Genomic DNA, 23,022 nt, shown 5'->3' on the forward strand with positions numbered 1-23,022 from the left:
CTTTTATTTTTTAGCTATATCTTTTACTTTAATATCTGTTCCAAGCCTTTGTATGTATGCAATCAAAGCAATAATTTCTCTTTCATTCATTGGAACAAATTTTTCTCCTCTTGCCTCTGCTTTTTTCTTACTGTCATTATAACTTTTTACAAAATCAGGATCATTTTTCAAGCTTTCTTCAATTTTTAGTGCTTGTGTTCTTAGATCTTTAACTCCATTTGCAACTTGAAGAGCCGTGTATGGAACTCCAAGACTAACCATAGCTTCCATTTTCTTTTGCGTCAAAGAAATATCCATTGGTTTATTATCAAACAACCATTTGTAACCTGGCATAATAGAACCTGCAGAAATACTTTGAGGACTCCAAAAGTGATTAAAATGCCAATTATCATTATATTTTCCACCTTCTCTTTGCAAATCCGGACCTGTACGTTTTGATCCCCAAAGAAATGGGTGGTCATAAACAAATTCTCCTGCTTTAGCTTGTGGACCATATCGTTCAACTTCACTACGGAAAGGACGAACTGATTGAGAGTGACAACCCACACAGCCTTCACGAATATATAAATCACGTCCTTCTAATTCTAAAGGAGAATACGGTTTCACACTAGCAATTGTAGGGATATTCGATTTTACCATTATGGTAGGTACAATTTGGATAACTCCACCAATTAAAATAGCAACTGTTGCCAAAATAGTTAATTGAATAGGTTTTCTTTCTAACCAAGGGTGAAATTTTTCTCCCTGAACTCTTCCAGAACTAATTTTCAATAATGCCGGAGCTTCGGCTAATTCATCTTCAATTGCAGAACCTTTTCTCAATGTTTGAACAATGTTATATACCAAAGTCAGCATTCCAATTAGATAAAGACTTCCACCAATAGCTCTCATCCAATACATTGGCATGATTTGAGTTACTGTTTCTAAGAAGTTACCATAGGTTAAAGTTCCGTCTGGGTTAAATTGTTTCCACATAGAAGCTTGTAAAAACCCGGCAACATACATCGGAATTGTATATAAAATAATCCCTAACGTTCCAATCCAGAAGTGAAAGTTAGCCAGTTTAAGAGAGTACAAAGTGCTTTTAGTCATTCTTGGAATCAACCAGTAAATCATACCAAAAGCCATAAATCCATTCCACGCTAATGCACCTACGTGAACGTGAGCAATAATCCAATCCGTATAATGCGCTATAGCATTTACATTTTTCAGAGACAACATTGGACCCTCAAAAGTGGCCATTCCGTAACCTGTGATTGCTACTACAAAGAATTTTAAAACTGGATCTACTCGTACTTTATCCCAAACTCCTCTCAAAGTTAATAATCCGTTTATCATTCCACCCCAAGATGGTGCGATCAACATTATTGAAAAAGCAACACCTAAATTTTGTGCCCAGTTTGGCAAAGCAGAATATAATAAATGGTGTGGCCCTGCCCAGATATAAATAAAAATTAATGACCAAAAGTGAACGATTGATAATCTATAAGAATATACTGGACGATTCGCTGCTTTTGGAACAAAATAATACATCAATCCTAAAAAGGGCGTAGTTAAGAAAAATGCAACCGCATTATGTCCGTACCACCATTGCACTAAAGCATCTTGAACGCCTGCATAAACGGAATAACTTTTCATTGCAGAAACAGGCAATTCTAAACTGTTGAAAATATGCAAAACGGCTATGGTAACAAAAGTTGCCAAATAAAACCAGATGGCTACATACAAATGTCGCTCTCTTCTTCTTATCAAGGTTCCAATCATATTGATACCCATTACTACCCATATTAGGGTAATAGCAATATCAATTGGCCATTCTAATTCGGCATATTCTTTTGATGTACTGAAACCTAATGGTAAAGAAATCGCTGCCGCAACAATAATTAATTGCCAACCCCAAAAATGAATATTACTTAAAAGATCACTGAACATTCTTGCCTTAAGTAATCGTTGCATCGAATAATACATTCCCGCAAAAAAAGCATTTCCTACAAAGGCAAAAATAACGGCGTTAGTATGTAAAGGTCTCAATCTACCATAACTTAACCACGAAATTCCGTCAGTTAGGTTTGGAAAAAGGAACATGATGGCCAGCGTAAGACCGACCAACATTCCTACTACACCAAAAAGGATTGTAGCGTAAATGAATTTCTTTACAATTTTGTTATCATAATAAAACTGCTGCATTTCCATAATTAAATTTGTTTTTCTTCTATTGTTTGTATTGGTTTTGGGCTTTCAATTTTGAGCTCATCGTCAAAAAGCATTCTGACAGATGGCGTATAATCGTCGTCATATTGACCTGTTTTTACTGCTCTTATAAAAGCAATAAAAAAGCCGATAGCAACTACTATACTGATGGAGATTAATAAATAAATGACACTCATACCTTAATTTGTGTTAACAAAGTTACTCAGACGTTCTCTAGCAAAATATGACATTTGTCATATATGTTGTATTATGTTAAAATTATGTGAAATCAAAATCTAAAAGTTATATAATTCTATTTTTTACTTGCATAATAGCTACTCATAGCCGTCACAAAACTGACTATGGTTACAGTACTTAATGGCATAATAATAGCCGCAACCAAAGGCAATAAATTTCCTGTAATGGCAAATGATAATCCAACTACATTATACAATAAGGACAAGGTGAAACTCATTTTGATTGTTGTGATAGAATTCTTAGACAGTTTTAAAAAATAATCCAATTTTGGAAACTCATTGGCATCCAAAATAGCATCACAAGCCGGCGAGAAAACATTGACATTCTCTGAAATAGAAATTCCAACATTACTTTGTGCCAAAGCTCCCGCATCATTCAATCCATCGCCTACCATCATTACATTTTTACCTTTTTCTTGTAAATTCTTGATGAATTCTAATTTTTGTTCCGGTTTTTGATTAAAAATTAACTCAGTGCCTTTCGGCAAAAGTTTTTCAAGAGTTGATCTTTCTCCTTCATTATCACCAGACAAAACTTTGATTTGATACTTGTCGCTTAAATTCTTAAAAAGTTCCTCTAATCCTTCTCTATACTGATTATTGAAAATATATTTTCCGTAATAAACTCCGTCAATCTTAATATGAACAGAAGTTTGCTGAATGCTATTATCCTCGGATTTTTCTACAAATGAAGCAGAACCAATTTGAATTTGGTATCCAAAAATTTGAGCTTGAATTCCTTTTCCTGTAATCTCTTCAAAAGAATCAACTTTTAACTTTTTAGTTTCCTCTGCCGATTTGCTTTGCAAGATTACAACAGGTAAATAATCATATAACATTCTACTTAGCGGATGATTTGAAGCCCGAAGTACATTTTTAATTAACAGTAAATTTTCATCTGAAAGACTCAGTCCTTCATAAGATATATTCGATTTTTTATTGGTGGTAATTGTCCCTGTTTTGTCGAAAACGATGGTGTCAACTTTTGCCAGTTGTTCGATAACTAATGCATTTTTCAGATAAAATTTTTGTTTCCCTAAAATCCGCAATACATTCCCAAAAGTAAATGGAGCAGTTAATGCCAATGCACAAGGACAAGCGACAATCAGTACTGCCGTAAAAACATTGAAAGCGATATTAGCATCTATAAAAATCCAATATCCAAATCCTGAAAAGGCGATTAGTAAAAGAATGGGAGTAAAATAACGAGAAATTCGATCTGTTATCGTTTTATGCTTTTGTTCGACATTTTTTTGAAAAACATCGTTACTCCATAATTGTGTCAGGTAGCTTTGTGAAACGGAGTGAAGGACTTCCATTTCTATCACTTTACCCATCTGTTTTCCTCCTGCAAATACTTTGTCACCCGAATGTTTGGTAATTGGAATAGCTTCACCGGTGACAAAACTATAATCAATCTCCGCTTTTTCTGAAATCAAAATACCGTCAACAGGAATTAGTTCTTGGTTTCTAATCAATAATCGGTCACCTTTTTCAACTTCATAAATTGGAACACTTTCCTCTGAAATATCCGAATTGATTTTGGTAATCGCTATTGGAAAATAAGATTTAAAATCTCTTTCGAAACTCAAAAAGCTGTACGTTTTTATTTGAAACATTTTGCCAAGAAGCATAAAGAAAATCAAACCGCAAAGGCTGTCAAAAAAACCGGAACCATAATCCATCACGATATCAACCGTACTTCGCACAAACATCACAATAATTCCCAAAGCGATTGGGATATCGATATTGAGCATTTTAGATTTGATACTTTTATAAGCCGAAACATAATAACCACTCGCCGAATAGAAGAAACTTGGCAAAGACAAAGCGAAAATCAACCAACGGAAAAACCCGCGATATTGATCGAGCCAAAATTCTTTAACTTCGAAATATTCAGGAAAGGAAAGCAACATGATATTTCCGAAACAAAAAAATGCAACACCAAGTTTATAAGTCAAACTCCTGTCTACATTATTTTTACCCGTTTCATAGTTTTCTAAACTAATATACGGTTCATATCCAATGGAACTCAACAAATAAACAATCGTTTTTATTGAAACCGTTTCGGGATTGTATGTGATTCGAACTGTCTTTTCAGGAAAATTAACCTGAGAAGTACTTATTCCTTTTTGAAGACGCTGTAAATTTTCCAGAATCCAAATACACGAGCTACAATGTATATGTGGAATGTTAAGTGAAATAATAGCGGTTGAACTCTCTTGGAATTCCAAAAGTTTTGAAACGATACTTTCATTGTCTAAAAAATCATATTTACCATTAATATCTTGAGGGGTTGCTCCAGGTGATTTTTCGAAATCATAATAACAAGTCATATCATTAAGACTGAAAATTTCGTAAACGGTCTTACAACCGTTGCAACAAAATCCTTTTTCATCAAAAATAATTTCTTCTGCTATTATAATATCTAAACCACAATGGAAACAGTTTTGTCTGTCCATAATTCTTTGCTCATTTTACCTACCACAAAGGTTGTAAATAGATTAAGTAAAAAATATGACATTTGTCATATAAATGCCTAAATTTGTTGTGTTATTAAATCCCTTTTTATTATGAGTAAATGTGAACAATGTATTGTTAGAGAATTCAGCTCATTGAAAGCACTTTCGAAAAACGAATTAGTACATCTTTCTGACTGTAAAACATCTCATACTATAAAAAAGGGTGAAGTTATTTTTGAAGAAGGTGAAAATGTAAATGGAATTTTTTGCATAAAAGACGGTGTATGCAAACTAACTAAATTGAGTCCAAACGGTAAAGACCATATTGTAAAACTGGTTACCAAAGGGGAATTATTAGGACAACGCTCGATGATTAGTGAAGAACCCGTTAATTTAAGTGCTGTTGCTCTAGAGGACATGGAGGTTTGCTTTATCCCTAAATCTGAGGTAATGAGTTTCTTTGACAAAAATAATCAGTTTTCAATGAATGTGATGAAAACTATTTGTGGAGATTTAAAAGAAGCCGATGATCACATGGTCAATTTAGCCCAAAAAACAGTAAAAGAAAGATTAGCCGAAACGCTTCTTTACTTGCATGATACCTTTGGCAAAAATGAAGATAACTCTTTGAAAGTTCAACTTTCAAGAGACGAATTAGCCAGTATGATTGGGACTGCTACAGAAAGTTGCATTCGTTTATTATCTGATTTCAAAAAATTAGGTTTGATTGAATTAACCGGTAAAAAAATCCTTTTGAAAGACATCAGCAAACTAAAAAAATTGGCCGAATAATTATCGGTTAGGTCTCTATTTTAAGCAATAGAAATTTTATTAATAAAAACAGGTTCCTATTAAATAATTGACAATTTAATCATTTAGTACTGTTCACTAAAAACTGAACGCTATAGTTTCTTCGCTTCGTTCCAAAACACATCCATCTCGGCAAGTGTCATATCCATCAATGGTTTTCCCAATTCTCCTGCTTTACTTTCTAGATATTGAAAGCGTTTGATAAATTTTTTATTCGTTCGTTCCAAAGCATCTTCGGGATTCACATTTAGGAATCGGGCGTAATTAATCATTGAAAACAAAACATCACCAAATTCGGCTTCAATCTTATCTTGATCACCCGCTTCAACTTCAACTTGCAATTCCTCTAATTCTTCTTGTACTTTATCCCAAACCTGATGTGATTCTTCCCAATCAAATCCAACACCTTTTACTTTATCCTGAATTCGGCTAGCTTTCACCAATGCTGGCAGACTTTTCGGCACACCTTCTAAAACTGATTTTTTACCTTCCTTAAGTTTGAGTTTTTCCCAGTTTTGTTTGACTTCCTCTTCATCTTTAACAACAACATCACTGTAAATATGTGGATGACGATGAATAAGTTTATCACAAATTTCATTGCAGACATCCGCCATGTCAAAATCATTTGTTTCGCTTCCAATTTTAGCATAAAAAACAATATGCAATAGCAAATCACCTAATTCTTTCTTTACCTCACTTAAGTCATTATCTAAAATGGCATCACCCAACTCGTACGTTTCTTCTATGGTAAGATGGCGTAGCGTTTGCATGGTTTGTTTTTTATCCCAAGGACATTTTTCCCGCAAATCGTCCATGATATCTAATAGTCTTTCGAAAGCCTGAAGCTGAGTTTTTCTTGAATTCATTGCGCAATTGGTTTTTGTAAAAATAAAAAAATCCTGCTAAGAAATCATCTTAACAGGATTAAATATAATTTATTAAAGTATGTATTACTATTTTTTTGCTGGAGCTTTTTTAGCTACCACTTTTTTTGCTGGAGCTTTCACTTCTGTAACTGGAGCTTCTTCTGCGACAGCAACAACTTCTTCTGCAACCGGTGTTTCTTCCGTGGTAACCGTAGCTGCTACTTCATCAGTAACTAATCCTTTTGCCTGAAGCATATTATACCAGTTTAAAACTTTTTTAATATCTGATGGATAAACTCTTTCTTCATCATAGTCAGGTAAAATTTCTTTGAAATAAGCCGTTAGTTTAGCATTGTCTTCTTTATGAGAAAGTGCTGGACCTTTACTTTCTTTATCTGCAATTTTTTGCATGATTTCAGCTAATGGTTTTTCGCCTTCATAGGTATAAATTGAAATCTCAGACAATAAACTCACATTGCTTTTTAAATTTACTGTGATTTTTTTTCCGTCTAATAATGATTCTGCAACAAACCCTGTACGTGTTTGTACTTTTAATACGTATAAACCTGGTTTCCCAGAAATGGCTAATATTTTTTCTAAATTCATGTTTTTCTAATTATTATTAAGAATTCAATTTATTTTTACTTTTCACTAATCAACTAAAACCATACCAATATTAAAGAATAATACTAGTTTATCTACCCTTTTTGGCAAAAAATTTCATTCGGTAATCCTGAAATGTTTTTCCTTCAAGGATATTTTTTAGTTTCTTTTGAATCAAACGTTTTTTAAGAGATGAAATTTTATCGGTAAATAAAACGCCTTCAATATGGTCGTACTCATGTTGAATTACTCTGGCGATCAATCCATCAAAAACTTCGGTTTTCATTACAAAATCCTCTTCGCAGTACTCAATAGTTATCGTTGGATTACGAAAAACATCCTCCCGAACATCAGGAATGCTCAAACAACCCTCGTTGAAACTCCATTCTTCTCCTTCTTCTTTTATCATTTTTGCATTGATAAAAGTTTTTTTGAATCCTTTAAGCTCTTTTTGTTGAGCATCTTCGAGATCTTCATCATCGCTAAAAGGCGTTGTATCGATTACAAATAAGCGAACTGCCAATCCTACTTGGGGTGCGGCAAGACCTACGCCATAAGCATTATACATGGTCTCATACATATTAGCGATGGTTTCTTTTAAGTTGGGATGTTCTGGCGAAAGAACTTCACCTACTTTTCTTAAAACTGGATCACCATATCCTATAATTGGTAAAATCATTAGTGTTGTATTAAGTATTATCTACTATATGTCTGAAATCAATTTACTTTTAATTCAGTCTGCAAAAATAGTAAAAAAATAGACAATGAATAATCCTCCAATGATTATTAGTGATTTTTTAGAATTTAAGTTAAAACCCACTTAAATATTCTTTATATAATTCTTACAATTCTTACCTTTACCAGCAATCCAATTGTATGATTTACGAAATCCGAAAATTTACCGATAGTACTTATTTTACGAATGCTTTAAAAGTAACAATAGCCGCAGTTATTCCAGTCTTGCTATTTTCTTTTTTGGACAATTTTGAAATTGGATTTACAATAGCTCTTGGAGCTTTTTTTACGTATCCAAGCGATATTCCCAGTAATCTAAAACATAAAATTAACGGTATTCTCTTCACTTCATTTCTTGTAGCGGGTGTCAACCTGCTAGTGAATATTGTACATCCTTATTCATGGGTTTTCTATCCTTTTTTAGCTTTGTTAATATTCTTGCTATCAATGATTTCAGTATATGGACAAAGAGCCACTATGGTTTCTTTCTCCGCATTACTTGCGGTTTCACTGGCATTTGCACACTTACACACGGGCTGGGAAATGCTCCAATATTCTGGATTAATTCTTGTTGGCGGTTTATTTTATCTACTTATTTCGCTTATTTTTCACTATATCAGACCTCACCGATATATCGAATTACAAATTGCTGAATGTATTAAACTCACAGCAAAATACCTGAAATTAAGAGGCGATTTATGGACTATCAATGCTGATAAAAAGGCGATTATCGAAAAACAATTGCATCTTCAGGTAGAACTGAATACGATTCGACAAAACATTCGAGAAGTGCTAATTAGCAGTCATACAACTTCCGGTTCTTCAAATCAAAACCGAAAGATGCTTATCGTTTTTATTTCATTAACAGAAATACTCGAGCTGGCACTATCTACATCTTTTGACCACGATAAATTACATCAAAAATTTGATGACCATCCAAAGGTGCTGTTAACATATCAAAGCCTAGCGTACAATCTTGCGGCCAGTTTGAAGCAATTGTCCAAAAGTATTCAAAATAAAACGAAGTATATTTCTAAACATACTTTGCTTAGCGATTTAAATGCGTTGCAACTTGCTATCACAGATTATGAAAGTGACTTAGGAAAAAATTCAGCTTCCGAAGGTGTTTTTATGCTGACAACCATGCTTCAATATGCCGAAAAACAAGTTGAAAAAATAAAAATTGTAGAACGTGCTTTTACGTTGGCAATCAATTCACTTGACTTTAAAGGAAAAGATAAAGATTTAGAAAAATTTCTTACGCCACAATATTATCCTTTAAGCACTTTAATTCAAAATCTTAGCTTCTCCTCCACTATTTTCAGACATTCGCTACGATTAACCATAACTATTCTGATTGGTTTTATAATTGGTAACATACTCCCTTTTCATAATGTATATTGGATTTTATTGACTATTTTGGTAATCATGCGACCTGGATATGGCTTGACAAAACAACGCTCTTTCCATCGGATTTTTGGTACTATTTTAGGCGGATTAATTGCATTTGGAGTACTTTCATTGGTACATAATAGTATTGCAATCAGTGTTTTATCGATTATTTGTATGCTTTTGGGATTCTCCTTTACGCAAACAAATTATAAAATCAGTGCAACATTTGTGACTATGTACATTGTTTTCATATACGGAATATTGGCACCTAATATTACTGATGTGATTCAATATAGAATTTTGGACACCATTGTAGGTGCCACTTTAGCTTTTCTTGCCAATCATTTTTTGTGGCCTTCATGGGAATTTTTAAACATTCCCATTTATTTGGAAAAATCTATTAAAGCCAATCAAAATTACTTGAAGGAAATCTCTATATTTTATAATAAAAAAGGTTCCGTTTCGACTTCCTATCGATTAGCGAGAAAAAATGCTTTTATAGAAATTGGTAATTTAATGGCGTCCTTTCAAAGAATGGTGCAGGAGCCTAAATCAAAACAAAAACAATTACCTCAAGTATATAAACTAGCGATTCTTAATCATTCACTGCTTTCCTCTTCCGCTTCATTAGGGACTTATATCCAATCACACAAAACAACATCAGCTTCTGATGCATTTAACGTGGTGGTGGATACCGTTATTAAAAACTTGGATAATGCAATTGCACTACTGAAAGAGAATGATTTAGACTTAAAAGAAAATCTTGCAAAGGAAGATTTAGCCATGCGTTTTTCGGAGTTAAAAAATATTCGAGCCAAAGAATTGAAAGAAGGAATTCCAATTGATGAAGAAGCATTCCAATTGAAAATGCAGGAAGCACAATTGGTAATCGAACAATTAATCTGGCTTACTAATTTATCCGAAAATATTGTAAAAACGACTAAAGAATTAATCGCTACTTAAACCAAAAAAGCTGGATTTAGACGTTCAAATCTAAATCCAGCTTTTTTGATTGTATTGAAAAATTTCTAATTATTCAATTTTAGAATTTCAGCGGTATTTTTTCTAATTTCTTCCAATAAAGAAGGTTTATCATTTAATGTTTGTCCATATGATGGTATCATTTTTTTTAGTTTTTCTTGCCATTCCGGATTAACAATTTCATTTTTGAAACATTTTCCAACCAAATCTGTCATGATAGAAACTGCTGTAGAAGCACCGGGAGAAGCACCAAGCAATACAGCTAAACTACCATCGGCAGTTGTAATTACCTCGGTACCAAATTCAAGTATTCCGCCTTCTTTTTCATCTTTCTTTATAACTTGTACCCGTTGCCCTGCTCGTTCTATTTTCCAGTCTTTAGATCTGGCTGTAGGAACATATTCTCTTAACGCATTAATCCTATCTTTAGGAGATTGACGTACTTGTTCTATCAAATATTTTGTAAGTGGTATATTCTTAATCCCTGCAGCTATCATCGGAATTATATTATCCGTTTTAATAGACAAAGGCAAATCAGAATAAGAACCATTCTTTAAAAACCGAGTAGAAAACCCGGCAAAAGGACCAAAAAGAAGTGCTTTTTCTCCATCTATCATTCGGGAATCAATATGTGGTACAGACATTGGTGGCGCTCCTACGGAAGCTTTACCATAAACTTTAGCCTGATGTTTTGCAATTACTTCAGGATTGGTACACTTTAACCATTGTCCGCTAACCGGGAAACCTCCAAAACCCTTTCCTTCTGGAACGTCTGCTTTTTCTAGTAAGGGCAATGACCCACCTCCAGCACCGATAAAAACAAATTTGGTATATGCCTTTCTTTTTTGGCCGGTAGCCAAATCGGTTATTTTTATTCTCCAAGATTTATCTTCCCGTTGTTTCAATTTTTGAACTTCGTGATGAAAATGCATGGTAACACCATCTAATTTAGCCAAATAATTAAACATACTTCTGGTTAATTCCCCAAAATTCACATCCGTACCAATTGCCATTGAAGTAGCTGCAACTTTTTCATTTTCGTCTCTACCCTCCATGACCAACGGCATCCACTTTTTTAATTCTGAAAAATCAGTACTAAAAATCATTTTTTTGAAAAGCGGATTAGAATGTAAAACTTCGAATCTTTTCTTTAGATAAGCTACATTTTTTTCACCCCAGACATAACTCACATGAGGAATACTTTTTATAAAATTTTCAGGAGATGTAATCTTTTTTTCTTGGACTAAATAGGCCCAAAATTGGCGGGAAACCTCAAAGGATTCAGCAATACTGATTGCTTTTTTGGGATCAATAGTGCCATCAGCACTTTCAGGAGTATAATTGAGTTCACAAAAGGCAGAATGTCCAGTTCCTGCATTGTTCCAAGCATCAGAACTTTCAGCAGCTGCAATATCTAATCTTTCGTAAATTTCAATTTTTAAATCAGGTTGTAATTCTTTTAGAATTAAGCCAAGAGTGGCGCTCATTATTCCAGCTCCTATAAGAACTACATCACTACTTGAACGAATGGTTGTGTCAGACATAACAAAATTTTAAAGTGCAAAGATACTTCATATGATTGCAAAAAAAACCTTAAATTTTGTGTGAAAAGTTACATAATTACGAAAACGTTTTAGAAACCTGAATTACATTTATAACACTTTTAGAACAATTTTCTTGTCAAATAATCTTGCAACATTATAGTTGCCGAAATTTCATCTATAAGTGCCTTATTTTGACGCTGTTTCTTTTTGAGTCCGCTGTCGATCATTGTTTGGAAAGCCATTTTTGAAGTAAAACGCTCATCTACCCGAATAACTTTCATTTCCGGAAAATGATTTGTGAAATGTGTTACAAAACCTTTAATCATAGATGCACTTTCTGAAGGTTCACCGTTCATTTGTTTAGGTTCGCCTATAAGAACTGCTTCAACTTTTTCTTTGGAAAAATAGTCCTTAAGAAAAGCAATTGCGGTTGTGGATGGAACAGTAGTTAATCCTGATGCAATTATTTGCATTTCATCGGTAACAGCTATTCCTGTGCGTTTTTGTCCGTAATCTATGGCGAGTATTCTTGGCATTTATTTATTTTTTACAAAGGTAACTATTTTAATTTTCCGATGTATAGCAGTAGTAGAAAAGTCACCTTGATATTACTTTTTTTGAAAAATTTATTTGTTTCACATTTCAATAATAAGGAAAATTCTCATTTCAAAGTTAATTAATCGAACAAGAAGTTAAATCTGTAACATTTTCAAATCATTTTGCTTTCTTGCTTTTAGCTAAAAATCCTATCTTTGCCAAAAAACTAATTAAAATGAATCCATTACAAACTATCATAGAGCAAGCATGGGAAAACCGTGCTTTACTACAGGAAAAAAATACTACCGATGCTATAAGAGAAGTTATCGAGTTGCTTGACACCGGAAAATTGCGTGTAGCAGAACCAGTTGCTGACGGATGGCAAGTAAACGAATGGGTTAAGAAAGCCGTGGTAATGTACTTCCCTATTCAAAAAATGGAAACATGGGAATCTGGAATTTTCGAATACCATGACAAAATGCTATTAAAAAGAGGCTATGCCGAAAAAGGAATTCGTGTGGTTCCTAATGCCGTAGCGCGTTACGGCGCTTACATTTCAAGCGGTGTTATCTTAATGCCAAGTTATGTAAATATTGGTGCGTATGTTGATGAAGGAACTATGGTAGATACATGGGCAACCGTAGGAAGTTGTGCTCAAATTGGTAAAAACGTCCATTTAAGTGGTGGTGTTGGTATAGGTGGTGTTCTAGAACCTTTGCAAGCGGCTCCTGTAATTATTGAAGACGGTGCTTTCATTGGCTCCCGTTGTATCGTAGTTGAGGGAGTTCATGTTGGGAAAGAAGCCGTTCTTGGTGCCAATGTTTGTTTGACTGCCTCTACAAAAATTATTGATGTTACTGGTGAAACTCCTATTGAAATGAAAGGATTTGTTCCTGCTCGTTCGGTAGTAATTCCGGGAAGTTATACTAAAAAATTCTCTGCTGGTGAGTTCCAAGTGCCTTGCGCTCTAATTATTGGAACCCGCAAACCTTCGACAGATTTGAAAACATCTTTGAATAATGCTTTACGCGAATATGACGTAGCGGTATAATCCGTTTCGTATAAAAATCTTTATAAAAAGACCTATTGGATATTTCAATAATTATTGTCAATTACCGTGGTTGGAAAGCCTTAGACGAGTGTTTAGAATCTATTGATGCAATTATTTCAAAAACATTCTCATTTGAAGTTATCATTGTTGATAATTTTTCTAATGACGGACAATTTCCTGTTTTTAAACAAAAATATTCCAAGTTTACATTTATAGAAAATTCTGGTAATAATGGTTTCTCAAATGGTTGCAACTTTGGTGCAAGCATTGCTAAGGGAAACCATTTTCTTTTTTTAAATCCAGATACAAAACTTACTCTTGAAGCTCTGGAAACCCTATTGCAGACAGAAGTTTCACATCCTGAAATTGGAATTTTGTCTTGTCTGCAAATAAATGAAAACGATGTTTTTTACAAACAGAATAATTTATTTCCGGCTTTAGGACGCTTTTTTGGAATCTCAAGAGCCATTTTTAGAAAGCTGAATAAATCAAAACTGGAAAAACGTTTCAACAATACTAGCGATTTGTTTTACCCAGATTGGGTGACTGGAGCAGTTGTTTTTATTAACAGAGAATGGTTTGACAAAATTAAAGGTTGGAACGAAGATTACTGGTTGTATTTTGAAGATGTTGACCTATGCAAAAAAGTTGCTGATAGTGGAGGAAAAGTTGCCGTAACCAGAAAAGCGACGATTTTCCATCAGCATGGTGGTGCATCCCGATTAAATGTCAAGACAAAAGCACTCACAAAAACCGAAGTAATTATTTCTAAACACGTTTATATCAGCAATCAATTCTCAATTGGAATTCAAATCTATTTGCAAAGTCTATTGATTATAGGAGTCGTTCTTGAGAAAACAATTTTATCTATTTTAAGCCTATTTTTATTTTTTATTCCAAAATTAAAAGTGAACCGATTGATGTTAAAAAACTTATTCGTTTATTATTTTAATGCGCTTCAAAAACAAACCTGGATTAGTCCTCGTGCGATGAATTACTTGAAACCAAAAGCTTAATTTTTCTAATAATGAAAATACTTGTAATTCAACAGAAAATGATTGGCGATGTTTTAGTAAGCTCCATTTTATGCGATAATTTGCGCAAAGCCTATCCAAAAGCGCAAATTGATTATATGGTTTACGAATCGACTATTGCTGTTTTACAAGGAAACACAAGTTTTGATAATCTAATACTTTTTCAGGAAAAACATCAAAACAGCAAATGGGAATATTTTAAGTTACTGAAATCTATTCGAGCAGAAAAATATGATATTGTCATTGACGCTTATTCTAAATTAGAAAGTTGGCTGGTCGTATTATTTTCTGGTGCCAAACAAAAAATATCGTATTGGAAAAAAGGAAGAGATTTTCTTTACACGGATACTGTTAAACGAAAAAAAACATCCAATACCAATTTGGGTTTAATAATCGAACAGCGATTAGCATTGCTAAATCCTTTGCATCTGGATATAGAATTAGAAACTTTCCCCCGAATTTACGTCACGCAAGAAGAAAATAATTTTGCCGCTTCACTTTTTGAATCCCATGGAATAGACCAATCCAAAAAAACGATAATGGTCAGCATAATTGGAAGCAGTCCAGACAAAACCTATCCGTTGCAATACATGTCAAAATTAATTGATTTTATCGCAGATAAAGGTGATGTGAATATTCTTTTTAACTATTTTCCAAAGCAAATTGAAGAAGCGAAAACAATCTATGATGGATGCAAAGAAAGCACAAAACAGAAGATTTACTTCTCCGTTTTAGGCAAAAGCATACGAGAGTTTATTGCCATTATGAATCAATGTAACATCATTATTGGTAACGATGGCGGCGCGATAAATATGGCCAAAGCTTTAGAAAAACCTTCTCTTATTATTTTTTCTCCATGGATTGATAAAAAAGGCTGGGCTACATTTGAAGATGGAATCAATCATGTTTCGCTACATTTAAAAGAGTTTAAACCCAATCTATTTGAAGGCAAAACCCCTAAAATCGTAAAAAAAGAAACCGTTTCATTCTACACAGAATTTACTCCTGAATTAATTTATCCTGCATTAAATACTTTTTTAGAAACACATTTAAAATAAACTTTTAAAGTAAAAAATTGAATTTAATCCGAATGATATATTTTTGTAAAACAGTAAAAAATTAATGAAAGACAATCACAATAATAACATTTCAGTTTTAATAATCACCTTAAACGAAGAAGCAAATATGCAAGCGCTTTTGGTAGATTTGGATTTTGCTGATGAAATTATTGTTGTCGATTCATTTAGTACCGATAAAACAGAAGCTATTTGTAAATCATTTGAAAAAGTCACTTTCATTCAAAATAAATTCGAAAATTATTCTTCACAACGGAATTTTGCGATTTCTCAAGCAAAAAATGATTGGATTTTATTTTTGGATGCAGATGAAAGACTAACTCCTGCATTAAAAAATGAAATTATAGCCACGATAAAAACTAATAAAACATTTTCGGCTTTTCTTTTCAGCAGAACTTTTATGTTTGAAGACAAAGTACTGCATTTCAGCGGAAATCAAACTGATAAAATATTTAGGCTTTTTAATAAAAATCAAGCTGAATATACTAAAGACAGGCTCGTACATGAAAAATTAAAAGTGAATGGAAAAATAGGTGTTCTAAAAAATAAACTAATTCATTACTCCTATTCCAATTTTCAAGCTTATAAAGGAAAAACAATACGTTACGGAAAATTTAAGGCCCAGGAGAAGTTTATAAAGAAACAAAATCCTTCAATTTTATTACATTTTTTGCATCCTGCCTATAATTTTTTGTTTAATTATATTATCAGATTAGGTTTTCTTGATGGAAAAAGAGGATTGATTATTTGTTATTTAAACGCAAATTCGATTTATGTTCGTTATCAAGAATTAAAACGGCTTTGGAATAGAAAACAGCAGCTACCTCCAAAACAATAATTTCTTTTTTCGTGCGATTTTTCTATGGAATTTCATCTGAAAATCATTGGTATAAAAGCACATTTTAGAAAAAACTTCCTCGTATTTCTTATTGTAAAGTTTGGCATATTCATCACTCATTACTGCCAGCATTTCTGTTTTTGGCGTAAGCCTGTTAAAATTTTTCATACGGGAATCAAAATCCATCACATCATGAAAATTCATACGGTTTAAATCCACCAAATAGAAATGATAGGTTCCTTCGCTTCCTTCTTCTATTAAGGTATTTCCCGGCGAATGATCTAAAAACTCAATTCCTTTTTGATGTAAATCAAATGTAAATCGGGTAAACTGTCGCAAGATATTCTCGTGATCCGGATAATAAGGTTGCAGCACTAATTCTCTAAAAGTAAGTTCAGCCTGAAGATGCTCACTTACATAAAAACTTTTTTCTAAGCCTGTGAATGTAAAATTTTCCGCATATGCTATAGGCTGAGGAGTACCTATTCCGTTTTCCAATAACTTATTGGCATATTCATAAGACCGCCTCGCCTTTGACTTTCGAAAATATTTATAGGCTACTTGATTAATTAAGTTAGGAACTTTAAAAGATTTAATATTAATCGCTTTACCATCTAAATCAAATAGTTTAATTTTATTTCTTTTACCATCACCAAAGAGAATTCCGGAAGTAATAAAATCACTAATGTTTTTTTTAATCTCCTTTTCTTTAGAAAGAAAATCTTTATGTATAACTATTGTACTCATGGATTATCTAGAATATATATCAGCGACAAAAATAGTTAAATGTATTTTTAGTTTTATAAAAAAATAGTGTTACTTCAAATAAACTAAAAAACAAATTAAACCTTTTATCCCTTGTATTGTCTAAACAAACACAATTAACATTACTAAACTAATGTGTGTTTTTAATTTTATTAAAAAATATTAAATGTCAAAGTCCGTCTTTATCGAATCTCACAATTTAAAAAATAAAGCAACTGGTTTAGGAACATTCAATTACGAACTGATAAAAGGGTTTTCACAATTAGAATTCAGCAATTTAGAATTGATATTAAACGCGAAAAACCCTACCGTTCTTGAGACCGAATTTGGAAACAAGTTTACCTACCATAAATACTCTGACTTATCAAGACTCAATTTATTTCGCACTAGAAAAAAAAATGATTTATGGCATTCGCTTAATCAAAATACAAAAATTGAACCTTATAAAGTAAAAAAATATTTATTAACGGTTCATGACGTAAATTTTGTGGAGGAAATTTCATTTGACATGAATCATAAAGTAAATAGGCTGTTTAGGGAAAAATTAGAAAAATCAACTGCAATCACTTACATATCAGAATTTGCAAAAAAGCAAACCCATCAATATTTTAATGTTCCAAATATTCCTGAATATGTAATTCATAACGGAAATCCTATTACCACTATTTTAGACACTTCGGGATTTATATCAAGCGTCCCAACTGATAAACCTTTCCTCTATTCTATTGGCGACTTCCTGGAACGAAAAAACTTTCTTTCCATAGTGAAAATGATGGTTCATATTAGTGACTTTAATTTGATCATTTCGGGGAATAATAACAAAGAATATGGTTTTGAAATCGTGAAATTCATACAGGACAATAATTTGCAAAATCGAGTTTTTCTGACCGGAAAAGTAGATGATGTGGCTAAACAATATTATTTATCAAATTGTCATGCCTTTTTATTCCCGTCAATAAGAGAGGGTTTTGGACTTCCTCCCATTGAAGCGATGCGTTTTGGTAAACCCATATTCTTATCCAATAAAACTTCTTTACCGGAAATTGGTGGAGAACATTGCTATTATTGGGATAATTTTGATCCTGAAAATATGAAGACAGTTCTCTTTGATGGATTAAATCATTTTTTCAATAATCAAATCAAAATGGAAACATTTATCAAAGAAAGGGCGGATCGTTTTAATTGGAAAACGGCAGCATCAGAATACTTAAACGTATATAAAAAGTGTCTTTATTGATATCGAAATACACTTCCATTTTCTATAAATTAATAAGTCAATAACCCAAAATAAAAATTCTAAAATATTTTTTTTCTACCAAGAACAACTTTCTTTTTAAAGTCTTCCATTGAGTCAGTACCGCGAATATCAATACGTTGTACTACATATTTATTTTTTAAAGGAAAGATATTGATTCTATTTCCTATTCGTAACGCGTACTTAATGCCATAATTATTTAACAATTCAAAAAACAGTTTCTGTTTTTGTCCTTTTTTTCGGTAATAACCACCGTAAGTATATGCTAATGCTGGGAAAACATTCAAATCCTCTTTTTCAATTATTTCCTGACAAAGCTGTAGGTCTTTTTCGATTTCCTCTAAGGTTAAATCAGCATAATTATCATGCTTAAAAGTGTGATAGCCCAACTCAATGTGCGACCCAATTGCCAATAATTGTTCCTTATTCATCAACTTCATATTCGCATTGACGTATTTTCCGTTCCAATCAACATCTTGTCCTATTCTACCTAAAACCATAAAGCAAACTGCTTTATAGTTGTACTGTTGCAATAAAGGATATAACTCGGTATAATTATCTAAAAAGCCGTCGTCAAAAGTAAGAACAACAGTTTTGGGAGCCAATTTGAGATTCTTGTTTTTGAGCTCGTCAACTTCTGACATCCATAATGTTGTATAATTATTGTTTTTTAAATATTCAAATTGCTCAATTATTTTCTCTTTGGTAATTGTAATTTGATCTTCAAAACCATTTGTAGAAATAGAATGATATTCTAAAATTCTAAGCTTTTTCGAAGAAGAATACAGCAATTTAAACTGCATGTTAAGAAAAATCAAAAAAACAAACAACAATAAAAAGAATGCTATTATTATAAAAACCATATCGTACAATTTTAACCTAAACTAAATTAGAATTAGTCACTTCATTCAAAACCTCTAAAAATTTTGCTCCAATTACAAAACGAGTAGACGTTGCCATTAAGAAATCAAAACCATTATTGACAAATTTATCCTGCATGGTTTTGTCATTTAATAAAATTTCTACTTTATCTGCAAAATCAATTGGATTACCCACTTCTGCCAATAAACCCGTTTCATTATCCGTTAAAACTGTAGGAATCCCACCAGCCTTTGCTGCTACCACAGGAACTTTACAGGCATAACTTTCTAATACTACACCGCCTGTTGCCTCATTTTTTGATGTAAACAAAAACAAGTCTAATTCTGGGAGGCATTTATGTACATCTGCTCTGAAGCCAGCAAAAATAACTTCATTTTCTAATCCTTTTGATTTAACATAAGCCTTAATCTCCTCCTCTAAAGATCCTTCACCTATTAGAATATATTTGGCTTTCAATCCTCTTTTATGCAACACTTCTACCGTATCAATCCAGGTGTAATGATCTTTTACTTTGCAAAAAGCAGAAACATTACCAATAATTTTATAGTCTGATGGAATATTAAATTCTCTATGAAGAAACCCATTTTTAGCATTATTTATAAAACGATCTGTATCAACAACACTGCCTATTACAGTCATTGACTCATGATTTTTTATAGAAGGTTTTAGGATTTCAACGACGGCCTCAGATACACACACAATTTTTTTAATTCCTTTGTAATTGTATTTGTATTTTCTTAAAAAATTAGTGCCAATATTTTTTATTAACGTCCTACATAAAACTAAAGGAACTTTTAAACCATAAAATACAGCTGACAGAACACTTATGGTATGTGCTTTACTATTATGAATAATAACCACATTCGCACTGTAAGAGTCAACAATTTTTTTAAATTTCTTTGCGAATTTTAGATCATATTCTGATTTAAAATCAAAAGTCAGAACCTGTAAATTTCTTTCTGTGGCGACTTTATACAGTTCAGAATTAGCAGGGCATATAATTAATTGATTCGCAATAAATCTGTTATCCCTAAATGATTCGTATAAATCAACAATCATCTGTTCATGACCTCGCCAAACAGTTGAAGTAGTAAAATGGATTAGTTTCATCAAATAGTATTTTATCGACAAATGTACTCTTAATAGTAAAGTAAAAAATTAAAAAAGTGCTTAAAAACTTAACAATTAATTATTCTCCACAATATTGATTTTAAAAACTTCAAAAATCCAATTGTCTAATTTGTAATTATTAAGAATGGCACTATTAATTTCGACAAAATCTGTTTCAAAAAAGCTAGGAGGAACTTCATAATTACTTTCTGAAATAACAAAAATATTATGAGGATTATAAAAATCATAAGTGACAATATCTTGATTATTAGTAATTAATTTTTTCTTATACCCCAAGGCCTCAAACACACGAAAAGTCAAACCATCCTGATTTTTCTGTTGGATATCTACTAAAACTAAACTGCTTGCAATTATTTTTTTGACTTCACTTATCGGTAAATATCGATCAGAAATTTCAATATTTTCATGTGTAAATCTCCTGTCTTTCTTTACTATAAAACGAAAAGAAATTCGCTTTTTAGCAAAATAATCAGCAAGCTTTTCTAAAAATGGGAAACGCTCATCAAACGAAGATATATTGAATACCAGATTAGTTATTTCTTTAGTTTCAATTTGATCATCATAAATGTAATTCGTCAAAAATTGAAAATTATATTTTTTAACATCTGCTTTATCATAACTATAAATCGTATCAAAAAAAGACAATGTTTTTTTTTGATCTTTAAAATTTTCAATACCATCGAACAAAAAGCAACTCATTTGAATTGCATTTTCCCTTAAAAATAACAAAGCTTTTTGCTCCAATTTATCAGGCCTAATAATTAAAATCTGATCAAATAAATCTCCATTTTGAATTACTGTTTTTATATACTTTGTTTTATTTTTTTCTTTTAAACTGGGGAAACGCAGTAATTTTAAAAGGGAATTAGTAATTCTTGAGATTTTATTTTTATAAGAAAAAGGAATAGTATCAATATTAACGTAAGTCAAATCAACATTCTGTGCTACAATAAGCTTACTAACTAAAAAGTCAATATAACCAAATGAATGTGTAGTTATTATTGCTATTCGCTTCCGTTTTGTCATTATTGCTATCTTTGTGAAGTAATTATTTTTACAAAAATAGAATCTTAATTACAAAATATAATCTAAATAAAGGTTTAAGTTTATTTAAAATTATTTATCCGGAAACTATATCCTGCATTTAATTCCAAATTATATTAAAAAATGTTCCAATTAAGCCTGCATTAATCCTAAAATACCTTCTAAAATCAAGCAGCGTCGGTTTTTCTTAGAATATCTAATAAAAAACGTATAATTTTGCAAACGCAAAATCCTTTAATTTGAAATTAAAATGAGAATTGTAGCATGTGTACTATTATACCATCCCAAAGAAAATGATTTAAAAAGCATATTAAGCTATTTATCAAAGGTAGATAAATTGTATATCTATGATAATACGGGAATAAAAAGACAATAATCTCCTTCGAAAATCTCAATAAAATTGTTTATTTTTCTGATTGTGAAAGCAAAGGACTGTCCATCCGTTTAAATCAAGCAAGTAAAAAAGCAATTCCGATGGTTTTAATTTTTAATGACAAGGATCAAGATTCTTACTTTGTAGCGGAAAATCTGCAAGACTGTTTAGAATTCATAATAAAGGAAATAAAATATGAAAATATCTGTTGCAATGTGTACCTATAATGGTGAGAAATATATTAAAAAACAAATTGAGAGCATTTTAAATCAATCACTTGCTATTGATGAAATAGTCATTTGTGATGATGGATCAAATGATAAAACTATTGAAATCATAGAGCAATTTCAATTAGAAAACCCTAAATTAATATCTTTACAAAAAAACGAAGTTAATTTAGGAAGTAATAAAAATTTTGAAAAAGCAATTTCCATTTGTGATGGTGATTATATTTTTTTAAGTGACCAAGATGATATTTGGAAAAAAGATAAAGTAAAAAAAATTATTCAATATTTTTATGAAAATGAATCTTTAGAAGCTATTTTTACAAATGGTGAATTGATTAATGACAAAAATGAAAAGTTTACTGAAATTAGTCTTTGGGATTCTGTAAGTTTTATGGAAGATCAATTAAAAAATTTAAATGATTTATATCTTCATCTAATATTTAAATCAAACATGGTAACTGGTGCAACTCTATGCATTAAAAAAGAAATAAAAAATTTAATTTTACCATTTCCTGATATAAAAAATTTACATCATGATGAATGGATTGCTGTTATAATCGCCTCAAGAAAAAAAATAGGTTATTTAAAAGAAGATCTAATTTCATATAGATTACATTCTGAGCAACAAATTGGTACTAAATTAAGAATCAAAAAAAACAGATTAAAAAATAATCATTTAATTATAGACCATATTTTAGGTAATTCAATCCCAAAATCATACGTAGATCATAGACGATTAGCTAAAGCTTATTATAATAATTATTTAAAATTTAAAAAATTTTCCAATAATCAAAAAAACGATTCTCATTTTATTTTTAAAGAGATATCAGAGCTCAATTTAGAATTGTTTAAAAAATGTAATTTTTCTTTAAAAAAAGCAAACCCAGTTTTTTATATTTTTACAAACATAATAGACAAAATAAGAGGAAAAAGGCAATTACATAAACAACAGACTGTCTAATTAAATAA

Annotated in this window: 20 protein-coding genes; 8 read left to right on the forward strand and 12 right to left on the reverse strand. The window is 31.7% G+C overall.

Features of this window, described 5'->3' with window-relative positions; translation table 11 throughout:
• Positions 1-3: 3 nt before the first annotated feature.
• The 3 genes from ccoN to BUC23_RS06385 form a co-directional block, all read right to left on the reverse strand.
• Complete coding sequence (gene ccoN, locus BUC23_RS06375; protein ID WP_073207220.1) at positions 4-2,193, reverse strand: cytochrome-c oxidase, cbb3-type subunit I; 2,190 nt, start codon at positions 2,191-2,193, stop codon at positions 4-6.
• A 2-nt stretch (positions 2,194-2,195) separates the two neighbouring features.
• Positions 2,196-2,387: a cbb3-type cytochrome oxidase assembly protein CcoS gene (gene ccoS / locus BUC23_RS06380; RefSeq protein WP_073207223.1), complete on the reverse strand. Its 192-nt coding sequence runs from the start codon at positions 2,385-2,387 to the stop codon at positions 2,196-2,198.
• Positions 2,388-2,503: 116 nt separating this feature from the next.
• Positions 2,504-4,909 carry a heavy metal translocating P-type ATPase gene (locus BUC23_RS06385; protein WP_073207226.1) on the reverse strand — a complete coding sequence of 802 codons (2,406 nt, stop codon included), beginning with the start codon at positions 4,907-4,909 and terminating at the stop codon, positions 2,504-2,506.
• A gap of 111 nt (positions 4,910-5,020) precedes the next feature.
• Here BUC23_RS06385 and BUC23_RS06390 point away from each other — a divergent pair, with 111 nt between their 5' ends.
• A complete protein-coding gene (locus BUC23_RS06390; protein ID WP_073207229.1) occupies positions 5,021-5,701 on the forward strand; it encodes a Crp/Fnr family transcriptional regulator in 681 nt (226 codons plus the stop codon).
• A gap of 110 nt (positions 5,702-5,811) precedes the next feature.
• Here BUC23_RS06390 and mazG read toward each other — a convergent pair whose 3' ends face one another.
• The 3 genes from mazG to def form a co-directional block, all read right to left on the reverse strand.
• Positions 5,812-6,585 carry a nucleoside triphosphate pyrophosphohydrolase gene (gene mazG, locus BUC23_RS06395; protein WP_073207232.1) on the reverse strand — a complete coding sequence of 258 codons (774 nt, stop codon included), beginning with the start codon at positions 6,583-6,585 and terminating at the stop codon, positions 5,812-5,814.
• Positions 6,586-6,672: 87 nt separating this feature from the next.
• The gene (locus tag BUC23_RS06400) at positions 6,673-7,191 is read right to left on the reverse strand and encodes a DUF5606 family protein (protein ID WP_073207235.1); all 519 of its coding nucleotides are present in this window, start codon (positions 7,189-7,191) and stop codon (positions 6,673-6,675) included.
• 88 nt (positions 7,192-7,279) lie between these two features.
• Entirely contained in the window at positions 7,280-7,867 is a 588-nt protein-coding gene (gene def, locus BUC23_RS06405) for a peptide deformylase (RefSeq protein WP_073207238.1), read from the reverse strand.
• A 197-nt stretch (positions 7,868-8,064) separates the two neighbouring features.
• On the opposite strand from def, the gene BUC23_RS06410 reads away from it, so the two are divergent.
• On the forward strand, positions 8,065-10,278 hold the full coding sequence (locus BUC23_RS06410; RefSeq protein ID WP_073207240.1) for an FUSC family protein: 2,214 nt from the start codon (positions 8,065-8,067) through the stop codon (positions 10,276-10,278).
• Between the two features lie 65 nt (positions 10,279-10,343).
• Here BUC23_RS06410 and BUC23_RS06415 read toward each other — a convergent pair whose 3' ends face one another.
• Positions 10,344-11,840: a malate:quinone oxidoreductase gene (locus BUC23_RS06415; protein ID WP_073207242.1), complete on the reverse strand. Its 1,497-nt coding sequence runs from the start codon at positions 11,838-11,840 to the stop codon at positions 10,344-10,346.
• 119 nt (positions 11,841-11,959) lie between these two features.
• Positions 11,960-12,376 (reverse strand): Holliday junction resolvase RuvX, encoded by a 417-nt coding sequence (gene ruvX / locus BUC23_RS06420; protein WP_073207245.1) that lies wholly within the window; start codon positions 12,374-12,376, stop codon positions 11,960-11,962.
• Positions 12,377-12,612: 236 nt separating this feature from the next.
• Here ruvX and BUC23_RS06425 point away from each other — a divergent pair, with 236 nt between their 5' ends.
• The 4 genes from BUC23_RS06425 to BUC23_RS06440 all read left to right on the forward strand — a co-directional run bounded on the left by BUC23_RS06425 (position 12,613) and on the right by BUC23_RS06440 (position 16,376).
• Positions 12,613-13,428: a 2,3,4,5-tetrahydropyridine-2,6-dicarboxylate N-succinyltransferase gene (locus tag BUC23_RS06425; protein ID WP_073207732.1), complete on the forward strand. Its 816-nt coding sequence runs from the start codon at positions 12,613-12,615 to the stop codon at positions 13,426-13,428.
• Positions 13,429-13,463: 35 nt separating this feature from the next.
• Positions 13,464-14,444 (forward strand): glycosyltransferase family 2 protein, encoded by a 981-nt coding sequence (locus BUC23_RS06430; RefSeq protein WP_073207247.1) that lies wholly within the window; start codon positions 13,464-13,466, stop codon positions 14,442-14,444.
• A gap of 11 nt (positions 14,445-14,455) precedes the next feature.
• A complete protein-coding gene (locus BUC23_RS06435; protein WP_073207250.1) occupies positions 14,456-15,520 on the forward strand; it encodes a glycosyltransferase family 9 protein in 1,065 nt (354 codons plus the stop codon).
• Positions 15,521-15,584: 64 nt separating this feature from the next.
• The gene (locus tag BUC23_RS06440) at positions 15,585-16,376 is read left to right on the forward strand and encodes a glycosyltransferase family 2 protein (protein ID WP_073207252.1); all 792 of its coding nucleotides are present in this window, start codon (positions 15,585-15,587) and stop codon (positions 16,374-16,376) included.
• On the opposite strand, the gene BUC23_RS06445 is transcribed toward BUC23_RS06440, so the two are convergent.
• Positions 16,359-17,123 carry a lipopolysaccharide kinase InaA family protein gene (locus tag BUC23_RS06445; protein ID WP_073207255.1) on the reverse strand — a complete coding sequence of 255 codons (765 nt, stop codon included), beginning with the start codon at positions 17,121-17,123 and terminating at the stop codon, positions 16,359-16,361. The two genes, BUC23_RS06440 and BUC23_RS06445, sit on opposite strands and share 18 nt — an antisense overlap.
• Positions 17,124-17,307: 184 nt before the next feature.
• Here BUC23_RS06445 and BUC23_RS06450 point away from each other — a divergent pair, with 184 nt between their 5' ends.
• Positions 17,308-18,378, forward strand: a complete 1,071-nt coding sequence (locus BUC23_RS06450) for a glycosyltransferase family 4 protein (RefSeq protein WP_073207257.1) — start codon at positions 17,308-17,310, stop codon at positions 18,376-18,378.
• Positions 18,379-18,437: 59 nt separating this feature from the next.
• On the opposite strand, the gene BUC23_RS06455 is transcribed toward BUC23_RS06450, so the two are convergent.
• The 3 genes from BUC23_RS06455 to BUC23_RS06465 all read right to left on the reverse strand — a co-directional run bounded on the left by BUC23_RS06455 (position 18,438) and on the right by BUC23_RS06465 (position 21,435).
• Positions 18,438-19,259, reverse strand: coding sequence for a polysaccharide deacetylase family protein (locus tag BUC23_RS06455; RefSeq protein ID WP_084538308.1), 822 nt, complete (start codon positions 19,257-19,259; stop codon positions 18,438-18,440).
• A gap of 16 nt (positions 19,260-19,275) precedes the next feature.
• Positions 19,276-20,388: a glycosyltransferase gene (locus BUC23_RS06460; RefSeq protein ID WP_073207278.1), complete on the reverse strand. Its 1,113-nt coding sequence runs from the start codon at positions 20,386-20,388 to the stop codon at positions 19,276-19,278.
• A gap of 75 nt (positions 20,389-20,463) precedes the next feature.
• On the reverse strand, positions 20,464-21,435 hold the full coding sequence (locus tag BUC23_RS06465) for a WaaS/CpsH family glycosyltransferase (RefSeq protein WP_073207281.1): 972 nt from the start codon (positions 21,433-21,435) through the stop codon (positions 20,464-20,466).
• 586 nt (positions 21,436-22,021) lie between these two features.
• On the opposite strand from BUC23_RS06465, the gene BUC23_RS06470 reads away from it, so the two are divergent.
• Positions 22,022-23,014 carry a glycosyltransferase family 2 protein gene (locus BUC23_RS06470; protein WP_073207284.1) on the forward strand — a complete coding sequence of 331 codons (993 nt, stop codon included), beginning with the start codon at positions 22,022-22,024 and terminating at the stop codon, positions 23,012-23,014.
• The last annotated feature ends 8 nt before the right edge of the window (positions 23,015-23,022 follow it).

The sequence above is a fragment of the Flavobacterium xinjiangense genome (assembly GCF_900142885.1).
Taxonomy (GTDB): Bacteria; Bacteroidota; Bacteroidia; order Flavobacteriales; family Flavobacteriaceae; genus Flavobacterium; species Flavobacterium xinjiangense.